General features: G+C 72.3%; 21 protein-coding genes and 1 riboswitch. Of the genes, 10 read left to right on the forward strand and 11 right to left on the reverse strand.

The features are described 5' to 3' along the window. Window positions 1-258 precede the first annotated feature (258 nt). Entirely contained in the window at window positions 259-570 is a 312-nt protein-coding gene (locus EST92_RS31375; protein ID WP_161981756.1) for a DUF3817 domain-containing protein, read from the forward strand. A 56-nt stretch (window positions 571-626) separates the two neighbouring features. Here the strand turns inward: EST92_RS31375 and EST92_RS21480 are convergent, their stop codons facing one another. Then, window positions 627-1,526 carry a LysR family transcriptional regulator gene (locus EST92_RS21480; protein ID WP_129282481.1) on the reverse strand — a complete coding sequence of 300 codons (900 nt, stop codon included), beginning with the start codon at window positions 1,524-1,526 and terminating at the stop codon, window positions 627-629. A gap of 359 nt (window positions 1,527-1,885) precedes the next feature. Between EST92_RS21480 and EST92_RS21485 the strand changes: the two genes are divergently transcribed. The 6 genes from EST92_RS21485 to EST92_RS21510 all read left to right on the forward strand — a co-directional run bounded on the left by EST92_RS21485 (window position 1,886) and on the right by EST92_RS21510 (window position 8,242). Continuing rightward, complete coding sequence (locus EST92_RS21485; protein ID WP_254068941.1) at window positions 1,886-3,190, forward strand: MFS transporter; 1,305 nt, start codon at window positions 1,886-1,888, stop codon at window positions 3,188-3,190. A gap of 107 nt (window positions 3,191-3,297) precedes the next feature. Next, entirely contained in the window at window positions 3,298-4,713 is a 1,416-nt protein-coding gene (locus EST92_RS21490; protein ID WP_129282482.1) for a M20/M25/M40 family metallo-hydrolase, read from the forward strand. Window positions 4,714-4,719: 6 nt separating this feature from the next. Beyond that, window positions 4,720-5,946 (forward strand): CoA transferase, encoded by a 1,227-nt coding sequence (locus tag EST92_RS21495; protein ID WP_129282483.1) that lies wholly within the window; start codon window positions 4,720-4,722, stop codon window positions 5,944-5,946. 32 nt (window positions 5,947-5,978) lie between these two features. After that, window positions 5,979-6,818, forward strand: a complete 840-nt coding sequence (locus EST92_RS21500; RefSeq protein ID WP_254068942.1) for an enoyl-CoA hydratase/isomerase family protein — start codon at window positions 5,979-5,981, stop codon at window positions 6,816-6,818. A 272-nt stretch (window positions 6,819-7,090) separates the two neighbouring features. Continuing rightward, window positions 7,091-7,594 carry a DoxX family protein gene (locus EST92_RS21505; RefSeq protein WP_254068944.1) on the forward strand — a complete coding sequence of 168 codons (504 nt, stop codon included), beginning with the start codon at window positions 7,091-7,093 and terminating at the stop codon, window positions 7,592-7,594. A gap of 147 nt (window positions 7,595-7,741) precedes the next feature. Further along, the gene (locus tag EST92_RS21510) at window positions 7,742-8,242 is read left to right on the forward strand and encodes a VOC family protein (RefSeq protein ID WP_129282485.1); all 501 of its coding nucleotides are present in this window, start codon (window positions 7,742-7,744) and stop codon (window positions 8,240-8,242) included. 9 nt (window positions 8,243-8,251) lie between these two features. Here EST92_RS21510 and EST92_RS21515 read toward each other — a convergent pair whose 3' ends face one another. The 3 genes from EST92_RS21515 to EST92_RS21525 all read right to left on the reverse strand — a co-directional run bounded on the left by EST92_RS21515 (window position 8,252) and on the right by EST92_RS21525 (window position 11,400). Continuing rightward, window positions 8,252-9,508 (reverse strand): HoxN/HupN/NixA family nickel/cobalt transporter, encoded by a 1,257-nt coding sequence (locus EST92_RS21515; protein WP_254068945.1) that lies wholly within the window; start codon window positions 9,506-9,508, stop codon window positions 8,252-8,254. A 30-nt stretch (window positions 9,509-9,538) separates the two neighbouring features. Beyond that, window positions 9,539-9,780: riboswitch (cobalamin riboswitch) on the reverse strand. 79 nt (window positions 9,781-9,859) lie between these two features. Beyond that, window positions 9,860-10,708: an alpha/beta hydrolase gene (locus tag EST92_RS21520; protein ID WP_129282486.1), complete on the reverse strand. Its 849-nt coding sequence runs from the start codon at window positions 10,706-10,708 to the stop codon at window positions 9,860-9,862. After that, complete coding sequence (locus tag EST92_RS21525) at window positions 10,705-11,400, reverse strand: MarR family transcriptional regulator (RefSeq protein ID WP_254068943.1); 696 nt, start codon at window positions 11,398-11,400, stop codon at window positions 10,705-10,707. The genes EST92_RS21520 and EST92_RS21525 overlap by 4 nt, the downstream gene beginning before the upstream one ends. Before the next feature lie 126 nt (window positions 11,401-11,526). On the opposite strand from EST92_RS21525, the gene EST92_RS21530 reads away from it, so the two are divergent. Next, the gene (locus tag EST92_RS21530; protein ID WP_129282487.1) at window positions 11,527-11,955 is read left to right on the forward strand and encodes a hypothetical protein; all 429 of its coding nucleotides are present in this window, start codon (window positions 11,527-11,529) and stop codon (window positions 11,953-11,955) included. On the opposite strand, the gene EST92_RS21535 is transcribed toward EST92_RS21530, so the two are convergent. The 7 genes from EST92_RS21535 to EST92_RS21570 all read right to left on the reverse strand — a co-directional run bounded on the left by EST92_RS21535 (window position 11,918) and on the right by EST92_RS21570 (window position 20,433). After that, complete coding sequence (locus EST92_RS21535; RefSeq protein ID WP_129282488.1) at window positions 11,918-12,574, reverse strand: nucleoside/nucleotide kinase family protein; 657 nt, start codon at window positions 12,572-12,574, stop codon at window positions 11,918-11,920. The genes EST92_RS21530 and EST92_RS21535 overlap by 38 nt on opposite strands. Window positions 12,575-12,794: 220 nt before the next feature. Beyond that, on the reverse strand, window positions 12,795-13,991 hold the full coding sequence (locus tag EST92_RS21545; protein WP_129282489.1) for a class I SAM-dependent methyltransferase: 1,197 nt from the start codon (window positions 13,989-13,991) through the stop codon (window positions 12,795-12,797). Window positions 13,992-14,351: 360 nt separating this feature from the next. Next, window positions 14,352-15,005 (reverse strand): VTT domain-containing protein, encoded by a 654-nt coding sequence (locus EST92_RS21550; protein WP_174244089.1) that lies wholly within the window; start codon window positions 15,003-15,005, stop codon window positions 14,352-14,354. Window positions 15,006-15,244: 239 nt separating this feature from the next. Continuing rightward, on the reverse strand, window positions 15,245-15,709 hold the full coding sequence (locus tag EST92_RS21555; RefSeq protein WP_129282490.1) for a DoxX family protein: 465 nt from the start codon (window positions 15,707-15,709) through the stop codon (window positions 15,245-15,247). 80 nt (window positions 15,710-15,789) lie between these two features. Beyond that, the gene (locus EST92_RS21560) at window positions 15,790-17,760 is read right to left on the reverse strand and encodes an FAD/NAD(P)-binding protein (protein ID WP_129282491.1); all 1,971 of its coding nucleotides are present in this window, start codon (window positions 17,758-17,760) and stop codon (window positions 15,790-15,792) included. A gap of 193 nt (window positions 17,761-17,953) precedes the next feature. Then, window positions 17,954-19,675 carry an alkaline phosphatase D family protein gene (locus tag EST92_RS21565; protein ID WP_129282492.1) on the reverse strand — a complete coding sequence of 574 codons (1,722 nt, stop codon included), beginning with the start codon at window positions 19,673-19,675 and terminating at the stop codon, window positions 17,954-17,956. Window positions 19,676-19,788: 113 nt separating this feature from the next. Beyond that, window positions 19,789-20,433, reverse strand: a complete 645-nt coding sequence (locus EST92_RS21570) for an HNH endonuclease family protein (protein WP_129249019.1) — start codon at window positions 20,431-20,433, stop codon at window positions 19,789-19,791. Window positions 20,434-20,639: 206 nt separating this feature from the next. Here EST92_RS21570 and EST92_RS21575 point away from each other — a divergent pair, with 206 nt between their 5' ends. Together EST92_RS21575 and EST92_RS21580 are read left to right on the forward strand one after the other, a co-directional pair. Further along, window positions 20,640-21,398 carry an ABC transporter permease gene (locus EST92_RS21575; protein WP_129282493.1) on the forward strand — a complete coding sequence of 253 codons (759 nt, stop codon included), beginning with the start codon at window positions 20,640-20,642 and terminating at the stop codon, window positions 21,396-21,398. Between the two features lie 231 nt (window positions 21,399-21,629). Continuing rightward, window positions 21,630-22,211: a TMEM165/GDT1 family protein gene (locus EST92_RS21580; protein WP_129282494.1), complete on the forward strand. Its 582-nt coding sequence runs from the start codon at window positions 21,630-21,632 to the stop codon at window positions 22,209-22,211. Window positions 22,212-22,246: the final 35 nt, after the last annotated feature.

Here is a 22,246-nt window from a genome sequence, read left to right on the forward strand (position 1 = left end):
GTGGAGGGGCACGGGCCGGCAGGGGGCCAGGGGCCGGTCGATGCCGGAGTCCCTGTCGGCGCTGCCGTCCCGGTCGAGGCTCCGGGCCGGGTGGAAGCTCCGGGGCCGGCGGGTGGGCCGGGGCGGACCGTGCTCGCCACCGGCTCGGGTGGGCCCGGGACGGCCGAGGCTGCCACGGCGTCCGCCTCCTTGCCGCGGGAGGGTGCCCGTGCGACTGCGGTGGGCGCGTCGTCCGCCCCGGAGGGCGCCGTACCGCCTGTGGGCCGAGCGCCGGTAGGGCGGGGCGCGCTGCTCGGGTTCCGGGCCACGGCCTGGGCCAGCGGTGGGCTGACTCTGCTGACGTACGCGGCCGCGTACGTCGGGGTGCTGCATGCGGAGCTGTCCGTCATCCCTGTGGGCAACGGCTTCCTCGCGCTCCTGTACGTGATCGCCGCCGTCCGTCTTTCGTTCCGGCTCAGGCTGTCTGCCGGGACGAAGATCCTGGTGGTGCTGGCGACCTGGGTTCCGCTGGGGACGTTCCTGGCGGAGCGGAAGATGACCCGTATGGTCCGGGCGGCGGCCGTCCGGTAGGGCTCGCGCGGCGGTGGGCGGCTGTGCCGTGGGGGAGAGCGGTCGTGCCCCCGTTCCTATACCTCGATTTCCGAGAGCCGGTGGATCAGGTGGTCGGCGAATGCGTCCACGACGGCCGGAAGTTGGCGGCCTGCCATGGCCTGGATCTGGATGGTGCGCAGCTTCATTTCCGGGTTGAGGAGGGCGATGGCCTTCAGCCCCTCTCTGCGCAGCCTTTCATGCACGGTGATGTGGCCGATCAGTGAAACGGCATTCGCCTCTTTGACGAAGTTGGCCAGCGCGCTGGAGCTTGAACTGACCAGCAGGGGTTCGAAGCTGATGCCCTCGGTCGAGCAGCAGAGGTCGAAGAGGCGGCGGTTCGTGGTGCCTTCTTCGGTGAGGGCGACGGGATAGGGAAGCAGGTCGTGCAGATGGATTTCGTCCCGTTGCGCGAGCGGGTGATCCGATCTGACCATGGCCTGGATCGGGGCCCGTTGGGCGTGGATGACGCGGACATCGGGAGCGGGCGCGAGGCTGAAGGTGACGGCCAGATCGGCCGAGCCGTCCTGGACCATGTGGGTGGCCGTTGAGGGGCTCACCACGGGCAATTGGAAGGTGGTCCCCGGATTCTCCTTGCGGAATGCGGCCATGGCGTGTGGAAGGAATTCCTGGGCGGCACCCTGTGAACTCGCCACCCGGACCGTGGTCCCAAGCCGGCCCCGGCCGCGGATCTCCGCGAGTACCTGATCGGTTTCCAGGGCGGCGCGGTGCGCATAGGCCGCCAAAAGGGCACCGGCCTCACTGGGCACCATTCCGCGTGGCCGGCGCTCGAACAGCGGGACGCCGATTTCCTGCTCAAGTTTGCCGATTTGCCGGCTGATGGCCGAGCCCGCGACCAGGAGTCGCCTGGATGCCTCATTCACCGAGCCGGTGCGAACCACCTCAAGGAAGTACTCAAGAGCCGGACTGTGCAGCATGCGCTCAGCATAGAAAGGTATTGCTCTTCGGGCAACGAATTGTTCTGTGTATTGCGATGGCGTGCATGATCCAGCCTTCCGCCGTCACTGGGGGCGCGGTGTTGGCGGTCTCCGATGGGTTTCCGATGGGATCACGTGCGGGCCGGACGTCCCGGCGGCGACCTGAGTCGCGCGTTCGCCGTTCCGTTGCCTATTCGGCAACCAGGTGTTCTAAAAGTTGCGATGGTGCGAACGCTCGGTGGCCTCTAGCGTCATCGCTCAACGAGCTCCCGAGGCCCCTTTCCACTGCTTCGGACTCACCCATCGGCGTTTCCACCCTGCGCGACAGTTCGCCTGCTCGATTCGAGGGAGTAACACTCATGACGACCGCTGGAGAGACAGGTCAGATGATTGCCGAGAAACCCCTGAGCCGGAATCGGGCGAGGCGAGCCGTGCTCGCGGCCACCGCCGGAAACACGCTTGAGTGGTACGACCTGACCACTTATGGGTTCTTCGCGGTTTCGATCTCCAAGGCGTTCTTTCCCACCGGCGACGCAACGGTGTCCCTGATGCTCGCCTTCGGCACATTCGGGATCTCGTATCTGATCCGGCCGTTGGGCGCACTCGTGCTGGGGCCCTACGCGGACCGGGCCGGACGCAAGGCCGGTCTGCTGCTGACGATCCGGCTGATGATGGTCGGCACGTTCCTGATCGCTGTGATGCCCACCTATGCGTCCATCGGAATTGCCGCACCGGTCATGATTCTGCTGGCCCGGCTGTTGCAGGGATTCTCGGCGGGCGGTGAATTCGGCAGTGCGACCGCGTTCCTGTCCGAGCAGTCGTCGGACCGGCGCGGCTACATGGCGAGCTGGCAGTTCGCCTCCCAGGGCCTGGCGACGCTGCTGGCCGCGACCTTCGGCACCGTGCTCAGTACGAATCTCTCCCCGGCACAGCTGGATTCGTGGGGCTGGCGCATTCCGTTCCTCGTCGGCCTGCTGATCGGCCCGGTGGGGTATGTGATCCGCCGGCAGCTCCCGGAGACCTCCGAATTCGCCGAGACCGTCGACGCGGGAGAAGCCACGACGACACCGATCCGGCAGGTGCTCGCACGGCAGAAGCTGCCGGTGCTGCTCATGGTCGGCGCCATGGTGATGTCCACCGCGGTGACGTATGTGATCGTCTATATGCCGACGTACGCCGAGAAGGTCCTGGGGCTGCCGTCCTCCGCGGGATATGTCGGTGCGGCGGTCGCCGGTGTGGTGCTGACCACTGTGACGCCAGTGATCGGCCATCTCTCGGACCGGATCGGCCGCACCACGATCATGCTCATCGCCGGGACCGCGATGGTGCTCAGCATCTGCCCGCTGTTCCTGCTGCTGTCGGGCAGTCGGTCGCTGCTGGTCATGGGCGTGGTGATGGGGCTGCTCGGGCTGTTGAAGGCCTGCTACTTCGGTGCGCTGCCCGCCTTGATGTCCGAGGCGTTCCCGACGGCCACCCGCAGCACCGGCCTGTCGTTGAGCTACAACATCGGCGTGCTGCCCTTCGGCGGCTTCGCCCCGGCGATCATCACCTGGCTGATCGCCCGCACCGGCAACCAGCTCTCGCCCGGCTTCTACATCATGGCGGCCGGCGTCCTGAGCATCGCCGCCCTGCTGGCCGCCCGCCGCTTCCTCGCCCTGCGCTGACCCGCCGGCCGTAATCCCGTACGCACTACTGACGAGCCGTCAACGGCTGCTGCCGAATGGGCCCCTGCCCGCCGGCTCCCCCCCCACGAGAGAACGAGGTGATTTCCATGACGGACGCCGCGACGATCCGCGCTCAGCTCCCCGGCGCCCCGCGTGCCCTGGTGCACGAGCACCAGGACGCACTCATCGCCGGACTGATGGACTACGTCAGCCACCCCAGCGTGAGCGCGACCGGCGAGGGCTTCCCCGCCGCGACCGACCATGCGCGGAACGAGGTCGAGCGGGCGGGCCTGACAGCGTCGGTGCTGACCGGCGACGGTGGCCGGCCGCTGGTGGTCGGCCACCGCGCCGGGCCTGCCGGGTCGCCGCACGTCCTCCTCTACGGCCACTACGACGTCCAGCCGGCCGGACCGCGCGAGCGGTGGAACTCCGACCCCTTCACCCCGGTCCTGCGGGACGGGCGGATCTGGGGGCGCGGCACCGGCGACAACAAGGGCCAGCACTATGCGCATCTGCAGGCGCTGCGCCTGTTCGACGAGTACGCCGGCCAACTGCCCTGCTCGGTGACGGTGCTGCTGGACGGCGAGGAGGAGATCGGCAGCCCCACGCTGGCGGCCACCCTGGGGGCACACCGGGAACTGTTCGAAGGCTGCGACCTGGTCGTCTGGAGCGACCGGTCGGTGCACGAATCCGGTGAATGGTGTGTCTCGCACGGGGTGCGCGGCATGGTCCGGCTCCGGCTGCGGGCGACCGGCCCGAGCCGTCCCCTGCACTCCGGCAACTTCGGCAATGTCGCGGCCAATCCGGCCTGGCAGCTGGTCCAGGCGCTGGCCTGCCTCAAGGACCCGGCCGGCCGGGTCCTCGTCGAGGGCTTCGAGGACGGCCGCGAACCGCTGCCCGACGCCGACCGTGCCGCGTTCGCCGCGCTCCCGCTCGATCTGCCGCAGGTCCTCGGGGACATCGGGCTGAGCGGCATGGACCCCGCCTTCGACGGGCTGTCCTTCTACGAGCGCCTGGCGGACCGCCCCACGCTGACGATCAACGGGATCAGCACGGGTGACGTGGCCCGGACGATCATCCCCGACACCGCGGAGGCGGGCATCGACATCCGGCTGACGCCGGGCCAGGATCCGCAGGCCGTCTTCGAGCGGGTGGCCGCCCATCTGCGGGACCGTGCCCCCGAGGTGACGGTCACCAAGACCGGCGGCACACCGGCCTCCCGGACCACGATCGACAATCCCTACACGCCGCGGGTGGCAGCGGCCGTCTCCCGGGTCACCGGGCGGCCCCCGCTGCTGATACCCGCCTACGGCGGCACCCTTCCGGACTGGGTCTTCACCGGGGTCCTCGGGCTGCCCAGCGTCGGCCTGCCGCTGGCCAATGCCGACCAGGCCAACCACGCGCCGAACGAGAACCTGCGCGTCGACTACTTCCTCGACGCCACCGCCATCTGCATGGAGCTCCTGCTCGAACTGGGCTCGGCCGCCGGCCCGTTGGCGCGTCCCACCGCAACGGAGGCGTGAGGCCCGATGCATCCCGCACCACACCCCGGGCCCTGGCTCGTCCACGAGGGAACGCTGACCGGTCTGAAGGTCCTCGATCTGTCCCGCATCCTGTCCGGGCCGTTCTGCACCATGATGCTGGCCGATCTCGGCGCCGATGTGATCAAGGTCGAGGACCCCGTCTCCGGAGATGACACCCGGTCCTGGGGTCCCCCCTTCCAGGGCGAGGACGCGGCGTACTTCCACAGCGTCAACCGCAACAAGCGCGGCATCGCCGTCGACCTCAAGGACCCGGAGTGCCGGGGCCTGATCCACGAGCTGGCGGCCACCGCCGATGTGATCGTGGAGAACTTCCGGCCGGGCACCGCGGCCCGCCTCGGCCTGGGGTACGAGGACGTCCGGGCCGCCAACCCCGGCGTCGTCTACGCCTCGATCAGCGGCTACGGGCAGACCGGGCCGTACCGGCAGGAGCCCGGCTATGACGCGATCGCGCAGGCGGTGAGCGGGGTCATGAGCGTGACCGGCGAGCCCGCGGGTCCGCCGGTGCGCTTCGGGGTGTCCCCCGCCGACCTCGCCGCCGGCATGTGGGCCGCCCTCGGCATCCTCGCCGCCCTCCGCAGTCGTGAACTCACGGGCAGGGGCGAGTGGGTCGATGTCTCGCTGCTGGACGGCCAGGTGGCCTGGCTGAGTTATGTGGCCGCCGGCTACTTCGCCTCCGGCGACGTCCCGCGGCGCTACGGCTCGGCGCATCCGGCGATCGTGCCCTACCAGGCCTTCCCCACCGCCGACGGTCCTCTCATGGTGGCCGCCGGGAACGACGGCTTGTGGCGCCGTTTCGCCACCGCGATCGGACTCGCCGCCCTCGTCGACGACCCACGGTTCGCGACCAACCCCGACCGGGTCCGCCACCGCACGGAACTGCTTCCGCTGATCGAGGGCGCGCTGGCTTCCCGCGGCGCCCAGGAGTGGGCCGCACAGCTCACCGCGGAGGGGGTACCGGTCGGTCCGATCAACACCGTCGACCAGGCCCTGCGGCATCCCCAGGTCGTCGCCCGCGGCATGGTCGCCGAGATCGAGCACCCCGACGCCGGCACCCTCCGTACCCTCGCCTCGCCCCTCAAGCTGTCCGAGCACCCGGCGGCCGTACGCACCCCGCCGCCCCGGCACGGTGAGCACACCGCACAGGTACTGACCGCCCTCGGGGCCGGCCCCGGGCAACTGGCCGGGCTCCGCGCACGGAAGGCCGCGAAGTGACCCCGGGGCCCGAAGCGACCCCGAGGACCGAAGTGGCACCGGAGTCCGAGGTGACGCCGGGGCCCGAAGCGGCCCCGGGGCCCGACGTTCCGCCGGAGCCCGGCTTCGAACCCGCCGTCGGGATCGCCCGGTCCGGTGCCGTCGGCGAGATCCGGATCGGTGACGGCGGCCGGCGCAACGCCCTTCCCGGCGCGGCCTGGGCGGCCCTGGCCCGGCGGATCAGGGAGCTCGGGGCGTGCCGGTCGCTGCGGGTGCTGGTGATCCGCGGGCAGGGCGACACCTTCTGCGCCGGGTCGGACATGACCGACTGGGTGGCGGCGGACCCCGGCCGTGTCGAGGAGTCCTTCGCCCACATGGAAGCGGCGTTCACGGCGATCGAGGACTGTCCGGTCCCGGTGATCGCCGAGGTCCGCGGGGTCGCCGCGGGGGCGGGGTGCCAGCTCGCCCTCGCCTGCGATCTGCGGCTCATGGCGGCCACCGCACGGATCGGGATGCCGATCGCCCGGCTCGGCATCCTCGCCAGCCCACTCTTCGCCGCCCGGCTGGTCGCCCTGGCCGGGCCGGGCACGGCACGGGAGCTGCTCTACACCGGCCGGCTGGTCGAGGCCCGTACGGCGGTGGCCCTCGGACTCGCCGACCACTGTGTCCCCGACGACCGGCTCGCCGAGCACGTCGGCCGCCTCGCCGCCGGGATCGCCGACCATCCGCCGGCGGCGATCCGGGCCGCCAAACGGGCCGTCGCCGCCGCCCTGGCACCGCAGCGCACGGCCACCGCCGCCCCGCAGCGGCCGGTGGTGGCCCGGCCCCACTTCGACCGCGCGATCGCCGCGTTCCTCGGGCGGCCGTCGGCGGCACCGCCGGACCGGTCCTGAGCCCGGACCCGCCCTGAGCCAGGACCCGTCCTGAGTCCGGACCGGGCCTGAGCCGGGAGGGCGTGTGGCGGGCGTGCGGATGGCGTGCGGCGGGCCGCCCGAGGCTGCCGCGCGCTGTTGTTCGCCGTGGGGGGTGCTGTGTATCGTCGAGAGTGACTTGAAGTTTCAAGTAACTGGTTCGTGAGTTCGCGGACCGGTCCTCGACCTGTGAAAGAGCGCTCCTGATGATGTCCCCCCTCAGCACTCTTGAGCCCTCCCGCCTCGGCGTATCGATGCGCGACAAACCCGCTCCGTACGGCTACGACGCCGGGCTGCTGGTGCTGCGGCTCGCGCTCGGGCTGACCATGGCGGCTCACGGCGCCCAGAAGCTGTTCGGCTGGTTCGGCGGTCCGGGGCTCGACGGGACCGGGCAGTTCTTCACGATGAGCGGCTATCCGGCCGGCCGGACGATGGCCGTCGTCGCCGGTCTCAGTGAGACGCTCGGCGGGCTCGGGCTGGCGGCCGGTCTGCTCACCCCGCTCGCCGCCGCGGCGGTCGTCGGCACGATGGTCAATGCCCTGGCCGTGAAGTGGGGCGGGGGCTTCTTCGCGCCCAAGGGCGTGGAGTACGAGCTGCTGCTGACCGCCGGTGCGGCGGCCCTGGCGCTGACCGGGCCCGGCCGCTTGGCCGTTGACCGCTTCCTGCCCGGCCTGCGGGTCCACCGGCCGGCCCGCGGCGCGGCCGCGCTGGTGCTGGGGGTGGTCGTGGCGGGCGTGATGCTGGTGGTCCGGAAGTGACACCGGGCGGGGAGGGCAGGAACGGGTGCCGCCCCGGGCACGGCAGGAACAGGCGCCGTCTCGGGACAGGCAGGAACAGCGGAGCCGGAAACGGGGAGTGCGGCGGCACCACGGTGGTGCCGCGGCGGAAGAGCGGAGAGCAGGACCATGCCGGTACGACGTCTCAACCACGCGGTGCTCTACGTACGTGAGGTGGCGCGGTCCGTCGCCTTCTACACCGAGGCCCTCGGGCTGACGGTGGATGTCGAAGTGCCGGGGCGCGCCGCGTTTCTCAGCGCTCCCGGCTCACTCAACGATCATGACCTGGGGCTGTTCACGGTGGGGCCCGGGGCCCCCGGGCCCGAAGCCGGACGGGTCGGGCTCTACCACCTCGCCTGGGAGGTCGGCACGCTCGGCGAACTCGTCGCGGCGCGTGACCGGCTCGACGAGCGGGGCGCCCTGCTGGGAGCCAGTGACCATCTCGTCGCCAAGTCGCTGTACGCCAAGGACCCGGACGGCAACGAGTTCGAGGTGATGTGGCGGGTGCCGCGCGAGGACTGGCCCGGCCCGGACCAGCCTGACCGCCTGCTGCCGCTCGATCTGGCGGCGGCCCTGGAGCGCTGGGGGCCGGACCTGGAGACGGGGGCGGCGGCGGGGTCGGCTACCTGACGGGGTCGGCTACCTGAGGGGAGACCGGGGCGGGGCCGGATCGGACAGGCTCGGCCCCTGCCCCGCTGCGGGACTCGGGTCGAGCACCTCTTTGTCGAGCACCTCTTTCTCGGTAGCTGCCGTACCTGTCAGATCTGCCGTAAACCCCGGATCCGCCTGCTGTGCTTGCCGGGTCCGCTCCGTCCAGCGCTTCTCGACGCCCGACAGTCGCCAGTACGCCAGCGCCGCGGCCCACACGACCACGAACAGGCCGACGATGATGAAGCCGACGTTGTCGAGGTCGAGGCCGGATATCCAGCCGGTCAGCGGGTCGGTGAGGGCGAGCTTGTCGTGCAGCACCGTCACCAGTTCGATCGTGCCGATGAAGAAGGCGACGGCGATCGAGAGGCCGGTGATCGCGAGGTTGTAGTAGACCTTGCGCACCGGGTTGGAGAACGCCCACTGGTAGGCGAAGTTCATGAAGGTGCCGTCGAGGGTGTCGAACAGGCTCATTCCGGCGGCGAAGAGCAGCGGCAGACACAGCACCGCGTACCAGGGCAGACCGGCCGCGGCGCCGCTGCCCGCCATCACCATCAGGGTCACTTCGGTCGCGGTGTCGAAGCCGATCCCGAAGAGGAAGCCGAGCGGGAACATCTGGCCGGGGCGGGAGACGGAGCGGGTGAACCGCCCCAGGAAGCGGTTCATGAAGCCGCGTGAGTCGAGTTGCCGCTCCAGCTCGGCCTCGTCGTAGCGGCCGCTGCGCATCTCGCGGAAGACCCGCCACATCCCGGAGAGCGCGATGAGGTTGAGGGCGGCGATGAGGTAGAGGAACGACCCCGAGACGGTGGTCCCGACCGTGCCCAGGATCTGGTGCATGCGGGACTCGTCGTTGAGCAGGATGCCGGCGAGCTGCGCGCCGCCTGCCACGAGGGCGGCCATCACGACGACCACGCTGGAGTGGCCGAGCGCGAACCAGAAGCCGACCGAGACCGGCCGCTTGCCGTCGGCCATCAGCTTGCGGGTGGTGTTGTCGATGGCGGCGATGTGGTCGGCGTCGAAGGCGTGCCGCATGCCGAGGGTGTACGCGGTGATGCCCAGCCCGACGCCGAAGACCCGGCTGCCGACGGTGTAGTGGTGCGGGACCACCAGCAGGAAGAGCACGCCGAAGGCGACGACGTGCAGTCCGGCTATGACGGCCATCAGGCCCGCGGTGCGGACGGTGTCCTGCCGGCGCCAGCGGAAGGCGCCGGAGGCAGGGGTGTTCGGGGTATCGGTGGACAGGGCCATCCGGCGGTCACGCTCCAGCACCTCGTGGATCAGTTCGTGAAATGCCGTGGCCGGTCTCCTGGCTTGCGGGTACCTCCCTGCTCCTCAAGAGCTGGGGTGCGCGCGTCCGCCCCGCCTTCCCGGCCGCGGGCTGCGGTCAGTGGCGCCGCAGAGGCGTCATGCGTCTGCGGAAGGGGTGGAAACTCCCCGATCACAGTGGCGAGGGCCGCTCCGGACTGGGACCTCAAGGTCCGTCACCGGTCTTCCCGAGCACCACGGCCCAGCCACTCTAACCGCCGCGGGGGAGGGGTGCGGTCCGTGGTCCGGGTCCGGGGACGGGCGGGAGCGCCGTCCGCGGGAGAGGCTCGTCCGTCACAGGTCCAGGGAGCAGAGAAAGGTATGGAGTTCCTGGTCGAAGAGCGCGGTGTTCTCCAGATTGACCATATGGCCCGCGCCCGGTACCCGGACCCTGTGGGCGCCGGGGACGGACAGCGCGATCGCATGGGCGTTGGCGGAGATGTCGCGGCCGTCGAGATCGCCGTCGCACACGACCGTCGGTACCCGGATTTCCCCCAGCCGCCCGGCGGCTCCGACCTCAAGGGGCATCCCGCCCCCCGTCCCCTCGCCGTGCACCTCCACATTGGCCTCGGCCGAGGCGCGCATCCGCTCACGGAATCCCGGGTGCACCGCGGACGGTTCGCGGTGCGGTCCGTCCACCCACATCCGCAGGAAGTGCTCGATATAGCGCTCCACGCCGTCCGGTGCGCCGATCGCCGCCACCTGCTCCTTGATGTGCTCCAGGATGAAGGGGTCGGTGAAGGCGCGGCCGCTGATCCCGGGCGAGGCGAGTGCGAGAGCCGCCACCCGGTCCGGGTGGGCGAGGGCGGTGTCCAGCGCGACCCGGGCGCCGTGGGAGAGGCCGACGAGGACGGCGCGGGGCACGTCGAGGGCGTCGAGAAGCGCGCACAGGTCGTCGTGAGGGGCGTAGTCACCGGCCACGGTGGAGGACAGGCCGTGGCCGCGGAGGTCGTAACGGATCGCGCGCAGGCCGGAGTTCACCAGCCAGGCGAACTGCTCGTCCCACATGTGTTGGTCGAGCATCGCGCCGTGCAGCAGTACCACCGCGGGGCCCGAGCCCGCCGTCTCGTAGAAGAGTTCGCCCTCCTCGACCGGCACGAGGCCGTTGTCGATCTCGGACCAGGCGGTGATTCTGCGGGTCATTCTCTGAGCCGTCCTTTGTGCGTCGGATGGGGTGAGCTGGGCTGGATGCGGCTGGCGTCGGTATTGCCGCGACTGTCGGGTTCCTCCGGAGGAACGTGTGAGCCGTTCCCGAGGTGCCGGAATTCCTCACCGAGTCGGTCGAGTACGTGCAGCGCGGTGCGGAGGTCCTCGGCGGGTAGATCGGCCAGCCGCTGCCGCAGCTGCGCCGTCTCGAACGTCCGGATCCCGCGTATCGCCTCCGCGCCCTCGCTCGTGAGCTGGATCAGCGACGAGCGGCGGTGGGCGGGGTTGGGTGCCGTCACCGCCAGGCCCAGTTCGACGGCGTGGTTCACCCAGCGCTGCACCGGCTGCCGGTCGAGGTCCATCGCGCGCGCCAACTGCGGGACGGTCCGCGGACCGTCGGCGTGCAGCGCGTCCAGTAGTGCGTGTTCGCCGGCGGTCAGGCCCGTGCCGGACAGTTCGCGTTCCACCACGCGCACGACCGTGCGGTGCAGTGGCCACAGGCGCCGGATGACGCCGTACAGCAGCTCGTCGTCGGGCGCCGGTGCTCCGCCGTTGTCGCCGTTGTCGCCGTGGCCGTGGCCACGGCTGTCGCTGTCGCGCTCGATGGTGCTCATGGACATGGACTCCCCCTCGATGACGCTGTCGCTGCTCAATCTCTCCCCCAATGCATCCCCCTCGATGACACTCATAGTGTCATGGTGACACCTGTGATGTCGTTTGGGAAGGGGGTTGCCGCGGAAAGGAGTTGGAGGGGACAACGAGTCTGACGGGGCTCGTGTGACCGGCGACCGGTGAGTGAGGAAGGCGGACGGTGGATGAAGGTCTCTTTGTTGCGTGCGGTCGGGGTGGCCACGGCGGCGTACGGGGTGGCGGTGGCCGCGGCGCCCGGTCTGCTGGCGCGGCCCTCGGGGCTGGTCGATGCCGCGGGGCGGACCGCGCCGGCGACCCGGATCTCGCTGCGTCCGCTGGCCTGGCGGGACGCGGTGAGCGGGCTGGCGCTGGCGCTGGCTCCGGAAGGGCCGGCGCTGCGCACCGCCGCATATGTGCGGATCGCCGCCGACTTGGGGGATGCCGCGCTGCTCGGCGCGACGCTGCCGGGGCGCGGCCGCCGGGCGGTGGCGGTGGCGGTGTCCGTGGGCTGGGGCGCCCTGTCGGTGGCCGGGCTGCTCGCCGACGAGCAGCAGCAAGGAGGCCGGGAGCAGGGGCCTATGCGCCTTCGGGGGACGGAGCCTCGTCGGGTGTGAAGCGGATGACGAGGTCGGCGCGCTCGCGGGTGGCCGCCACGACACGGGCGTTGGCCTCGTCCGAGGTGAGCACGAACCGCTCGGCGTCGGCACGCGGGCGTCCGAAGCGCTCATGGCGGTCGATCAGCCGCCGGATCCGCTCTGCGCCGTCCAGCTCCACGTACCAGACCTCGTCGAGCAGCGCGCGCATCCGCGACCAGGGGGCGGACTCGAGCAGGAGGTAATTGCCCTCGGTGACGATGAGCGGAATGTGGGGTGCGACGGGGATGCTGCCGGCGACCGGCTCCTCGATACGGCGGTCGAAGGCCGGGGCGTAGACGGAGGTGTCCGGTTCGGGGGAGCGCAGACGGGCCAGGAGCGCCGCGTAGCCCGCGGGGTCGAAGGTGTCCGGTGCGCCCTTGCGGTCCCCGCGGCCCAAACGGCGCAACTCCGCCTCGGCGAGATGGAAGCCGTCCATCGGCACCAGCGCCGCCTGCCCGGCCAGGTCGGCCACGAGATGGGCGGCGAGGGTGGACTTCCCGGCCCCCGGCGGGCCGGTGATGCCGAGCAGCCGGCGCCGGCCGGGCGTGGCGGAAGCGGCGAGGTCACGGGCGCGGGAGAGGAGGTACCGGAGATCCATGATGTCTCCATCGTGCCTGACCCGGAGGCGCATCGGGCGGTTGCGCTCCGGGTCGGCGGCCGCATCTCCCGGTCCGGATCGGCACTGCCCGGCGGCCGCGTCTCCCGGTCCACACGGCACCGCCCCGCGGCCGTGCCTCCCGGTCCACACCGGCCCGGCCCGGTGGCCGCGCCGCCGTCCCACCGCGGCCCCAACCCGCTCGGCCCCAACCCGCCCGGCCTCAGCGGGAGTCGGCCGTACCCCCGGCCGCGAGACCCAGCCGCCACAGGGACGTGACCTCGGCGGCGCGGGCCACATGGAGCGGGTCGGAGGTGTCGCGGGCGCGCGGATGGCGGGGGGTGATGTCGAGGCGTCCGAGGACCGTCAGGCCGGAGGCGGCGAAGGCGTCGAGGAGCGCGGCGTGCGGACGCAGGCCGAGGTGTTCCGCGAAGTCGGAGAGGATCAGCCAGCCCTCGCCGTCCGGTGTCAGATGGTCCCCGAGGCCGCCCAGGAAGCCGTGCAGCATCCGGTTTCCCGGGTCGTACACCGCATGCTCCACAGGGGACGTCGGTTTCGCGGGCACCCACGGGGGGTTGCAGACGACCAGCGGGGCGCGACCGGCCGGGAACAGATCGGCCTCGACCACCTCCACCTGTCCGGCGACGCCCAGCCGTTGGGTGTTCTCACGGGCGCAGGCCAGCGCCCGCGGGTCCTGGTCGGTGGCCACGATCCGGCGCACTCCGCGCCGGGCGAGCACCGCGGCCAGTACGCCGGTGCCGGTGCCGATGTCGAACGCCAGCTCCTGGGAGGGCAGCGGTGCCTCGGCCACCAGGTCGACGTACTCGCCGCGGGCCGGGGAGAAGACGCCGTAGTGCGGATGGATGCGGTCGCCACCGAGCGCCGGGATCTCCACGCCCTTCCTGCGCCATTCGTTGGCGCCGATGAGGCCGAGCAGCTCGCGCAGCGAGACCAGGGAGGCGGTCGGATCCGCACCCCCGGTGGTCCCGGATGCCTCGTCGCCGCCGGGCTCGGCGGGGCCGTACGCCCTGGCGCAGGCCTCGCGGACGTCCGGGGCACGGTGCAGCGGGACGGCGAGGGACGCGTCGAGCGGGACCAGCAGCATGCCCAGGATGCGGGCGCGTTGATTCTGCGCGGCGCGGTGCAGATGGAACGCCTGGGTGACGTCGGCGGGCGGTGCCTTGCGGGGGCGGCGGTCGATCCGGCGGGCCATCGCGGTCAGCAGCTGGCGAGCGTTGTGGAAATCACCGCGCCACAGGAGTGCGGTGCCCTCGCAGGCGAGTTTGTAGGCGTCGTCGGCCTTCGTCCGGTCGTCCGCGATGACGATGCGGCGGGGTGGCGGAGCGCCGTTCTCGGAGCGCCAACGGGCGCAACGGGCCTCGTCGGCCTCGGTCCATTCGACGACCGGCGGTTGGTTCACCGAAGTGTGCCTCGCGTGTGTGGTTCGGACCCCGCCGAGGGGTGCCGCCCAGGGAGGCGGTCCCGGTCCGGCGTCCGGGGAGCGCGAACGGCTCACAGGAGACGGGGGGCGTGGTGTGACGGTCGATTTTACTCCGGATCGCGGAGGCGCCCGCCCGTACGGCACCGTCCGAGCGGTCCGGGCCCGCAGCCGCCCGCAGCGAGGTGGATACGGCGGACGGCCGGCCGGTCCTCGGCGGTCTCGGGGCGGGGCCGCCAGCTGCCGTTCGCCGGGGGAGTGGGGTCGCCGCCGGCACCGCGAGAACCGCCGGGATCTCCGGGATCGTTGGCCGCGCCGAGACCGGGCCGCCAGGCCACCCGTTCAGCGCGCCCCGGACCGCTCCGGCCGGCGCATCAGATACGCGGCGGCCGATCCGGCGGCGAAGAGGGCGACGGCCGAGAGGGCGGTGCTCACCCAGGACGTGCCGAGCCACTGGCCGCCGAAGTAGCCGAGGCTCACGCTGTATGCGGCCCAGGCGAGGCCGGCCAGTGCGGACCAGGGCAGGAACTCGCGGACCGTACGGTGGGCGACGCCGGCGCCCAGGCTGACCACGGACCGTCCGGCGGGCGCGAAGCGGGCCAGGACGACGACGATGCCGCCGCCCCGGGTCAGCGCCGTACCGAGTCGCCGCTGCGCCGCGGTCAGCCGGCGGGAGCGGCCGATGGCGCGGTCGAAGCGGTCACCGCCGCGCCAGGCGAGGCGGTAGGCGACCATGTCGCCGAGCACCGAGGCGGTGGCGGCACACAGCAGCAGCGAGAACACCGGCGCCAGCGGGGCACCGCCGTGGACGGAGGCGGCGACCTCGACGCGGCCGACCGCGTCCACGGCGCTCCCGGCGCCGGCGGAGGTGGTGGCCGCGGCGATCACCAGGATCCCGCTGGGCAGGATCGGGACGAAGACGTCGAGCACGATCGAGCAGCTGACGACCACATACACCCACGGGGTGCCACTGAGGGACCCCAGGCTTTCCAGCAACGTCCTACTCCCGGTCCGAACCCGCCGCGACGTCGCTCGGTGCGGCAGGGGCGGCCCTTCAGCCATACAGCGTACGCCTGTGCCCTCGGCCGCCTCCGGCCGGGTGACCGGGTGGTCGGCCGGCCCGGGAACGCGGCAAGGCCCGTACGGCGGGGATGCCGTACGGGCCAGGGGGGAGGTGCGGCGCCGGGGAAGTGTGCGGGGCCGCGGAGGTGCCGGATCCGGGTGGAACCGGTGCCTCAGGCAGCGGACGGCTCCTGCTGAGCGGCCTTCGCCGTCGGCTCCGTACGCGCGCCGAAGAAGACCCGGTCGAGTGCCCAGGAGCCGGGGCCGGTGACGAAGACCAGCAGGAAGGCCCAGCAGAACATCACGGCCGCCTCGCCGCCGTTCTGGATCGGCCACAGCGCGTTGCCCTGGTGCATGGAGAAGTAGGCGTACGCCATCGAACCGGAGCTGAGCAGGGCCGCGGGGCGGGTGCCCAGGCCGAGCATCACCAGCAGACCGCCGGCCAGCTGGATCACGGCGGCGTACCAGCCCGGCCAGCTGCCGGTGGGGATGGTGCCGCCCTGCCCCATGGCGCCGCCGAGGACACCGAAGAGCGAGGACGCGCCGTGGCAGGCGAAGAGCAGTCCGATGACGACGCGGAAGAGCGCGAGCACGTGCGGGGTGGCTCTCTGGAGGAACGAGTCCAGGGATGCAGACATGGTGGGGGCTCCTACGGCTTTTTGGGGACGGGTAACCGCTGGAGGCACAGGTTAGGGAAACCTAACCAATACTTGCAAGTTCAACCTCTTGCCATGTGGGACCTTTGGCTCGAAGCGGCCGATCGTGCTGCCGGAACCGTGCCTCCGCCCGCACCGGCACCTGTATGTACCCCGGCAACCGCCACCCGCAGCGCCGCCCGTGCCACCGCATCCGTATCGGCGAGGGTGACCGACCCCACGCCCGGTCGGGCCCCGGCTGCCGTCACCCAGTGCACGCCCTCCGTCGGGACACCCACCGCGAACCGCCGCGGATGGCGCCGGCCGTCGGCCTCGATCAGGTGGTACGGGCTCGGCGACACATCGAGGCCGCCGGTCTCGTAGCCGTCCACCGTGTGCGGGCGGCAGCCGCCGTCGGCCAGCAGCCGGGCCAGCAGCGCATCCCCGGTGCGCCGCAGGTCCGGCTCCGGCAGCCGCGCCTCGATCAGCGCCGCCGCCGTCACCTGGGACCCCGTCACCTCCGGGGAATGGGCCGTGAAACCGGGCCCGCGGCCGTCGGCGGTGCCCGGCCGGACCGCCATCCGCGGGCCGACGACCTCCAGCACCCCCGCCTCGATCAGCGCGGCCATCTCCTCGATCCGGCGCCGCGGCGGCCCGATGGACAGGAAGGCGTTGAGCGGGGTGTACCAGCGGTCCAGGTGGTCGCGGCGGGACACGCCGGCCAGCCCGCCGTGGTCGACGATCTGCCGCAGCTCGTTGCGCAGATCCCGCAGGACGTCGAGGGCCGCCTTGACCGGGCCGGACACATTGTTCTGCCGGGCGTGGGCGACGTCCGTGCGCAGATGGCCCAGCAGCCACTCGCGGAAGGCCGCGGGGCCGGCGAACGACTGCTCCGTGTGCGGCCGGGCGAGGCGGTCCCAGTCCCAGCGGGCGTCCGGCGCGATCCCGAAGGCGTCCAGGGCGGCCGCCTCTTCGGCGCCGCGGTGCGCGCCGGCCAGGAACCGCTCCCGGAAGCGGAGCACCGCCGCGCTGCCCGCGCCGCGCCGCGCCAGCAGCGCCTCGTAGTAGACCGCCTCCACCTCCTTGGCCACCAGGGGCCAGACCTCCGCCAGGAAGTCGGGCAGGTCACCGGAGTCGGCGCGGGTGCGGAAGGCCGCGCGCACCTCCGGGGTGAGCACCAGCGGCAGATGGCGGCCGTGGGCGCCCTTCGCGTTGTCGCCCCGCGCGTGGTACGGGATGCCGCGCCGGGAGCCGGCGTAGAGCCGCGGCTCACGGCCGGACGGCAGATACACCGGCGCACCGTCCCTGCCGCGGACGAACCGGCCGCCGCGGGCCGTCGTCAGCAGTGCCATGTGGTCGAAGAAGTTGAGGCCGAGGCCGCGCAGCAGCACCGGGCGGCCCGGGGCCAGCGACTCCAGCTCGGCGGAGAGGTCGGCGGGGTTGGCGGGGGGCAGATAGTGCAGCCCGTGCCCGGCGGCGTAGGCGGCCAGCCGCTGCTGCTCGGCGTCCGGTGCGGTCGGCAGATGGCCCTGGGCCAGGATCACCGCCCCCAGGCCGTGCAGTGTCCGGCCGTCGTCGAGGGTCAGCGACTGCGAACCGTCGGGCGCCTCGGTCAGCCGCACCGCACGGGCCGGGTGCGTCACGACCGTCACGTCCGGGGGAGCGGTGCGCACCGTGCGGCGGAAGACCCACTCCAGATAGCGGCCGTACAGCGCCCGCCCCGGGTAGTCGTCCGGGCCGACCTCGCACCCCTCCCAGTCGTACAGGCTCGGCCCGGGGCGTATCGGGCCGGCGCACTCGACGCTGTCATCGGTGAACAGCGTGACCTGCGACGCCACCGTGTTCATCAGCAGCTCGGGCGGCTGGGCGGTGCGCCACACCTGCCCGGCACCGGGCGGGGCCGGGTCGATGACATGGACGGTCAGCCCGGTGCCCGGGGCCAGTTCGGCGGCCGAGGCGCAGAGCCGCTCCAGAACGCTCGTGCCGCGCGGTCCGGCGCCCACGACGGCAAGGGCGGGCCGGGAGTGGCGGTCGGCGAGACGTTCGGCGGCCAAGAGGGGCGCTCCCTGGGGCGGCGGACGGCCGGCGCGTGCGGGGCGCGGCCGCCCGGTACGGGCGACGGGCAAACGTGCGCCCTATCATCACCGCCCTGTATACCGGCGCGTCACCCGGGTACCACAAAGCAAGACGCCCGTTGTGGCCGGCCCGGGACACCGCCGGTCCGTCCCGGATACCGGGCCGCCCGCCTCATCCGCTCTTCGGCCGGTTCGCTCCCGGTACCGGACGGTCCGCGGCGGCGGATTCCCCGGCAAGGGGGGCATCGGCCACCTCCGTGCGCCAGACCGTCACGAGCCGGACACCGCCCTGCTTCTCCCGGCGGGCCTGGTCCAGGGCGAGCCGCGCCGCACGGCCCGCCAGCGTCAGCGTCATCAGCTGGTTGCCGAACCACGGGCCGCCCGTACGCCGCCACTTCACCGGCGGCCGGGGCAGCCGCCCGTGCCGGGCCAGCAGCTTCCCCAGCCACCGGCCCGGCCGGCTCCAGCCGAACCGGAATCCGGCCTGCAGTATGCCGGGGATGCTGTTGTGGACGGGCGAGCAGGTCAACTGGAGCACCCGGCTCGCGGGATGCGGGCCGGCGCCACGACGGCGCGGCTCCGCCACATAGGCGTGGTGCACGTCTCCCGACAGCACGCAGACCGTCGCCGGGGCGTCCCCGCCGGAGCCCGCCTCGGTGATCAGTTCGGTGAGCGCGGTGAACGACTCGGGGAAGGCCGCCCAGTGCTCCAGGTCGGCACGCTGGCGCAGGGACTCGCTGTGCCGGGCCCAGCGGGGGCCGCGTTCACCGGCGCACAGCGCGGCGTTCCAGCCCTCGGCGGCATGGACGAGATGCGGCAGCAGCCAGGGCAGCGAACTGCCGAGCAGCAGGTGGTCGTAGCTGCCGCGCTGCTCCAGCACCGCCTGCCGCAGCCATTCGCCCTCGGCCTTGTCGAGCATGGCCCGGCCGCCCTCGTCCAGGATCCGGCCGGCCCGGGTGTCGATCATGACCAGGCGTACCCGGCCGAAATCCCGGCGGTAGCTCCAGCGGACGCCCGCCGGATCGTTGTCCGCGGCGGCCGCGAACTCCCGTACCAGGTCCGTCCCGTCGTCGGCGGCCCGTACCCGGGCGTACAACTCGTCGGCGGCCAGTTCCGCGGGCGACAGGTTGCCCAGGTGCTGGTGCACCCAGTACGACATCAGACCGCCGAGGATCCGCTCGCGCCACCACGGCGTCTCCCGCATCCGGGCCAGCCAGGCCGCCGAGGTGTTCCAGTCGTCGATCACATCGTGATCGTCGAAGATCATGCAGCTGGGGACCGTGGACAGCAGCCAGCGGACCTGAGGGCCGAGCCAGGATTCGTCGTAGAGGTGGGTGTATTCCTCGTAGTCGGCGACCTGCTTCCACGGCGGTTCGCTGAGGTCGCGGCGGGCGGCCAGCGCGCGGGCGGTCGCCTCGGAGGTCTGGTCGGCGTAGACCTGGTCGCCCAACAGCAGCAGGACGTCCGGGCGTTGCCGGCCGGGATCGGCGGCGAGGGTGGCGGCGAGCGCGTCCAGGGCGTCCGGGCCGACCGGGTCGTGCGACGCGTCCGCCGGCGTCGCCGACCAGCGGCAGGAGCCGAAGGCGAAGTGCAGCGGCCGGTCCGGGGAGGCGGGGAGGGTGCGGATCGTGCTCGCGGGGAAGGGGCTGTCGGGCGGCGGCCAGACCGTCCCCTCGTCCAGCAGGACCTGGTAGGGCGTCTCGCTGCCGGGCGCCAGACCGGTCACCGGGACCAGCGCGTAGTGGTGCCCGGCCACCTGCCAGGTGCGTTCCGCGCCGTGTGCCCCGCCCTCGCAGCGGATCCGCACCTCGCACGGCCGGTCGGTCTCCACCCACACCGTCGCGCTGGTGGCATCGACGTACCGCAGCAGCGGTCCCAAGCGCAGTCCGGCCATCGGTGCCTCCCCATGTCGTCGTCAGAGGATAAGCACACCGGGTGCCGCGGGAGGCGGGGGGCGGCGCGCCCGCCGGCCGGTGGTGTCCGGCCGGCGGGCCCGGCGGCGACGGCTCAGCAGCCGTCCAGGATCTTCTTCAGTGCGGCCTTCTCGGCGGAGTCCGCGGTCATGCCGTACTCATGCTTGACCCACACCCACATCCGGGCGTACTCGCAGTGGTACGAGTCCTTCGGCGGCAGCCACTTCGCCGGGTCCTTGTCCCCCTTCTCCTGATTGACGTTGTCGGTGACGGCGATCAGTTGGGAGTGGGTGAGGTCGTTGGCCAGCTCCTGGCGGCGCGCGGTGGTCCACTGCGCGGCGCCCGACCTCCACGCCTCGGCCAGCGGTACGACGTGGTCGATGTCGAGGTCGTCCGCCTTGGTCCAGGTCGCCCCGTCGTACGGCGAGACCCACTTGCCGCTCACGGCCGCACAGCTGCTGTCCTGCTGCACGTCCGTGCCGTCCCGCTTGAGGACCACCTCGCGGGTGTTGCAGTTCTTGCCCTGGTCGATCCAGTGCGGGAACTTCTCGCGGCTGTAGCCGTCCAGCGGGCCCTCGGCCTGCTCCTTGATGTCGGCGAGATACGTCCGTGCGGTGGCCGCGTCCGGGGGGCTGGGCGGCGCTGCCTGGGCGGACTGGCCGCTGAACACCAGCGTGCCGACCAGAGCGGCGGCCGCACCCGCGGCGATGGAAACTCGACGCGCGTAGACCTTTGCCATCGAAACTCCCTGTATGTGGGGGGAAGTTGCCAAGTGGTGCGGCCCATGGTGACGACGTGGGGTTGCCATGGGACGGGCACCAGGTAACAGACTGGCGACATGCCCACGTCAGTTCAAGAGCTGACGGGAGACCATAAATGCATAACCGCACTCCGGTTGAACCGCTCCCGCGCACGCGCCCTTGGCCGCGCCCCTACAGTGAGCGCGTGCTGCTGCCGGTCAACGCCACCCTCGGGGTCGTCCTCGCCGTCCTGCTCGCCGCCGCCGTGGCCCTCGCCGCCGCGGCACGTCTCGGCCACGCCCGCGCCATCGCCGTCGCGGGGCTGCGCGCGGCCGCCCAACTCGCCGCCGTCTCCTACCTCATCGGCTGGGTGGTGCATGCGCTCCCGTGGCTGCTGTGCTTCCTGCTGCTGATGTTCACGGTGGCGGTACGGACCGCCGGCCGCCGGATCACCCAGAACCGCACCTGGTGGTGGGCCGCCGCGCCGATCGCCGCCGGCGTCGCCCCGGTCGTCGCCCTGCTGCTGCTCACCGGCCTGGTCCCGCCGCGCGGACTGACCCTCATCCCCGTCACCGGCATCCTGATCGGCGGCGCGCTGACCGCCACCGTGCTGGGCGGGCGGCGGGCGCTGGACGAGCTGGAGACCCGGCGCGGCGAGGTCGAGGCGGGGCTCGCGCTGGGGCTGGTGGACCGGGAAGCGCGGATGGAGGTCGCCCGCCCGGCCGCGTCGGACGCCCTGCTGCCGGGGCTCGACCAGACCCGGACGGTGGGACTGGTCACACTCCCCGGCGCGTTCGTCGGCATGCTGCTGGGCGGCGCCTCGCCCGTACAGGCCGGTGCGGTGCAGCTGTTCGTGCTGGTCGCCCTGCTGGCGGTGCAGGCGGCGGCCTGTGCGGTGGTGCTGGAGCTGGTCGCGCGCGGACGGCTGCACCGCGTACCCTCGGGGGCAGCAGAAGGGGAGTAGCTCTCTGCCGGACCGTCGACACAATGCCCTCCCGTCGCCCGACCACCGCCCCTGGTGGAGCGCGCCTCGCGCGCTGTGACGACGTGGCGGGCCGGCGCCCGGAGCGCGGTACGCAGCCATCCGTACGGCGCCAGCGAGACCTTCGGCCGCAGTGTTTGACGCTGCCGTGCCGAAGCGACCCCTTTCCCGGGCCCCTTTGGTGCGGCCCGACCGATCGAGGTATGCCACCCCGTGTTCAGTCTCACCATCGCCGCCGTCGTCTTCGGCGTCGTCTTCCTCGCCGAACTGCCCGACAAGACCGCCCTCGCCGGCCTGATGCTCGGCACCCGCTACCGCGCCTCCTACGTCTTCGCCGGCGTGGCCGCCGCCTTCCTGGTGCATGTCGCGCTCGCCATCGCCGCGGGCAGTGTGCTGACGCTGCTTCCGCACCGCTGGGTACAGGGCGTGGTCGGTGTCCTCTTCCTGGCGGGCGCCGCCGTGCTGCTGTTCCGTAAGGGTGACGACGAGGAAGAAGTGAAGAAGCCCGCCGACCAGAGCTTCTGGAAGGTCTCCGGGGCGGGCTTCATGATGATCCTGGTTGCCGAGTTCGGCGATCTGACCCAGATCATGACCGCCAACCTCGCGGCCCGCTACGACGCCCCGCTCTCGGTCGGCGTCGGTGCCGTCCTGGCCCTGTGGTCGGTGGCGGCCCTGGGCATCCTCGGCGGCCGCACCCTCATGAAGTACGTCCCGCTCCGGCTCATCACCAAGGTCGCCGCGTGCGTGATGCTCGCGCTGGCGAGCCTCAGCCTGTACGAGGCGATCGCGGGCTGAGGGGGCGCTGAGGCGGGCATCGAGGCGGGCCGGGC

The sequence above is a fragment of the Streptomyces sp. TM32 genome, assembly GCF_004122755.1.
GTDB classification, from domain to species: Bacteria; Actinomycetota; Actinomycetes; order Streptomycetales; family Streptomycetaceae; genus Streptomyces; species Streptomyces sioyaensis.

Excerpts from the sequence above, each read along its gene's own strand:
- EST92_RS21510 (WP_129282485.1), top strand. The coding sequence starts at position 7,742 with ATGCCGGTACGACGTCTCAACCACGCGGTGCTCTACGTACGTGAGGTG.
- EST92_RS21490 (WP_129282482.1), top strand. The coding sequence starts at position 3,298 with ATGACGGACGCCGCGACGATCCGCGCTCAGCTCCCCGGCGCCCCGCGT.
- EST92_RS21525 (WP_254068943.1), bottom strand. The coding sequence starts at position 11,400 with ATGAGTGTCATCGAGGGGGATGCATTGGGGGAGAGATTGAGCAGCGAC.
- EST92_RS21495 (WP_129282483.1), top strand. The coding sequence starts at position 4,720 with ATGCATCCCGCACCACACCCCGGGCCCTGGCTCGTCCACGAGGGAACG.
- EST92_RS21515 (WP_254068945.1), bottom strand. The coding sequence starts at position 9,508 with ATGGCCCTGTCCACCGATACCCCGAACACCCCTGCCTCCGGCGCCTTC.
- EST92_RS21520 (WP_129282486.1), bottom strand. The coding sequence starts at position 10,708 with ATGACCCGCAGAATCACCGCCTGGTCCGAGATCGACAACGGCCTCGTG.
- EST92_RS21485 (WP_254068941.1), top strand. The coding sequence starts at position 1,886 with ATGACGACCGCTGGAGAGACAGGTCAGATGATTGCCGAGAAACCCCTG.
- EST92_RS21530 (WP_129282487.1), top strand. The coding sequence starts at position 11,527 with ATGAAGGTCTCTTTGTTGCGTGCGGTCGGGGTGGCCACGGCGGCGTAC.
- EST92_RS21555 (WP_129282490.1), bottom strand. The coding sequence starts at position 15,709 with ATGTCTGCATCCCTGGACTCGTTCCTCCAGAGAGCCACCCCGCACGTG.
- EST92_RS21565 (WP_129282492.1), bottom strand. The coding sequence starts at position 19,675 with ATGGCCGGACTGCGCTTGGGACCGCTGCTGCGGTACGTCGATGCCACC.
- EST92_RS21570 (WP_129249019.1), bottom strand. The coding sequence starts at position 20,433 with ATGGCAAAGGTCTACGCGCGTCGAGTTTCCATCGCCGCGGGTGCGGCC.
- EST92_RS21535 (WP_129282488.1), bottom strand. The coding sequence starts at position 12,574 with ATGGATCTCCGGTACCTCCTCTCCCGCGCCCGTGACCTCGCCGCTTCC.
- EST92_RS21480 (WP_129282481.1), bottom strand. The coding sequence starts at position 1,526 with ATGCTGCACAGTCCGGCTCTTGAGTACTTCCTTGAGGTGGTTCGCACC.
- EST92_RS21505 (WP_254068944.1), top strand. The coding sequence starts at position 7,091 with ATGCGCGACAAACCCGCTCCGTACGGCTACGACGCCGGGCTGCTGGTG.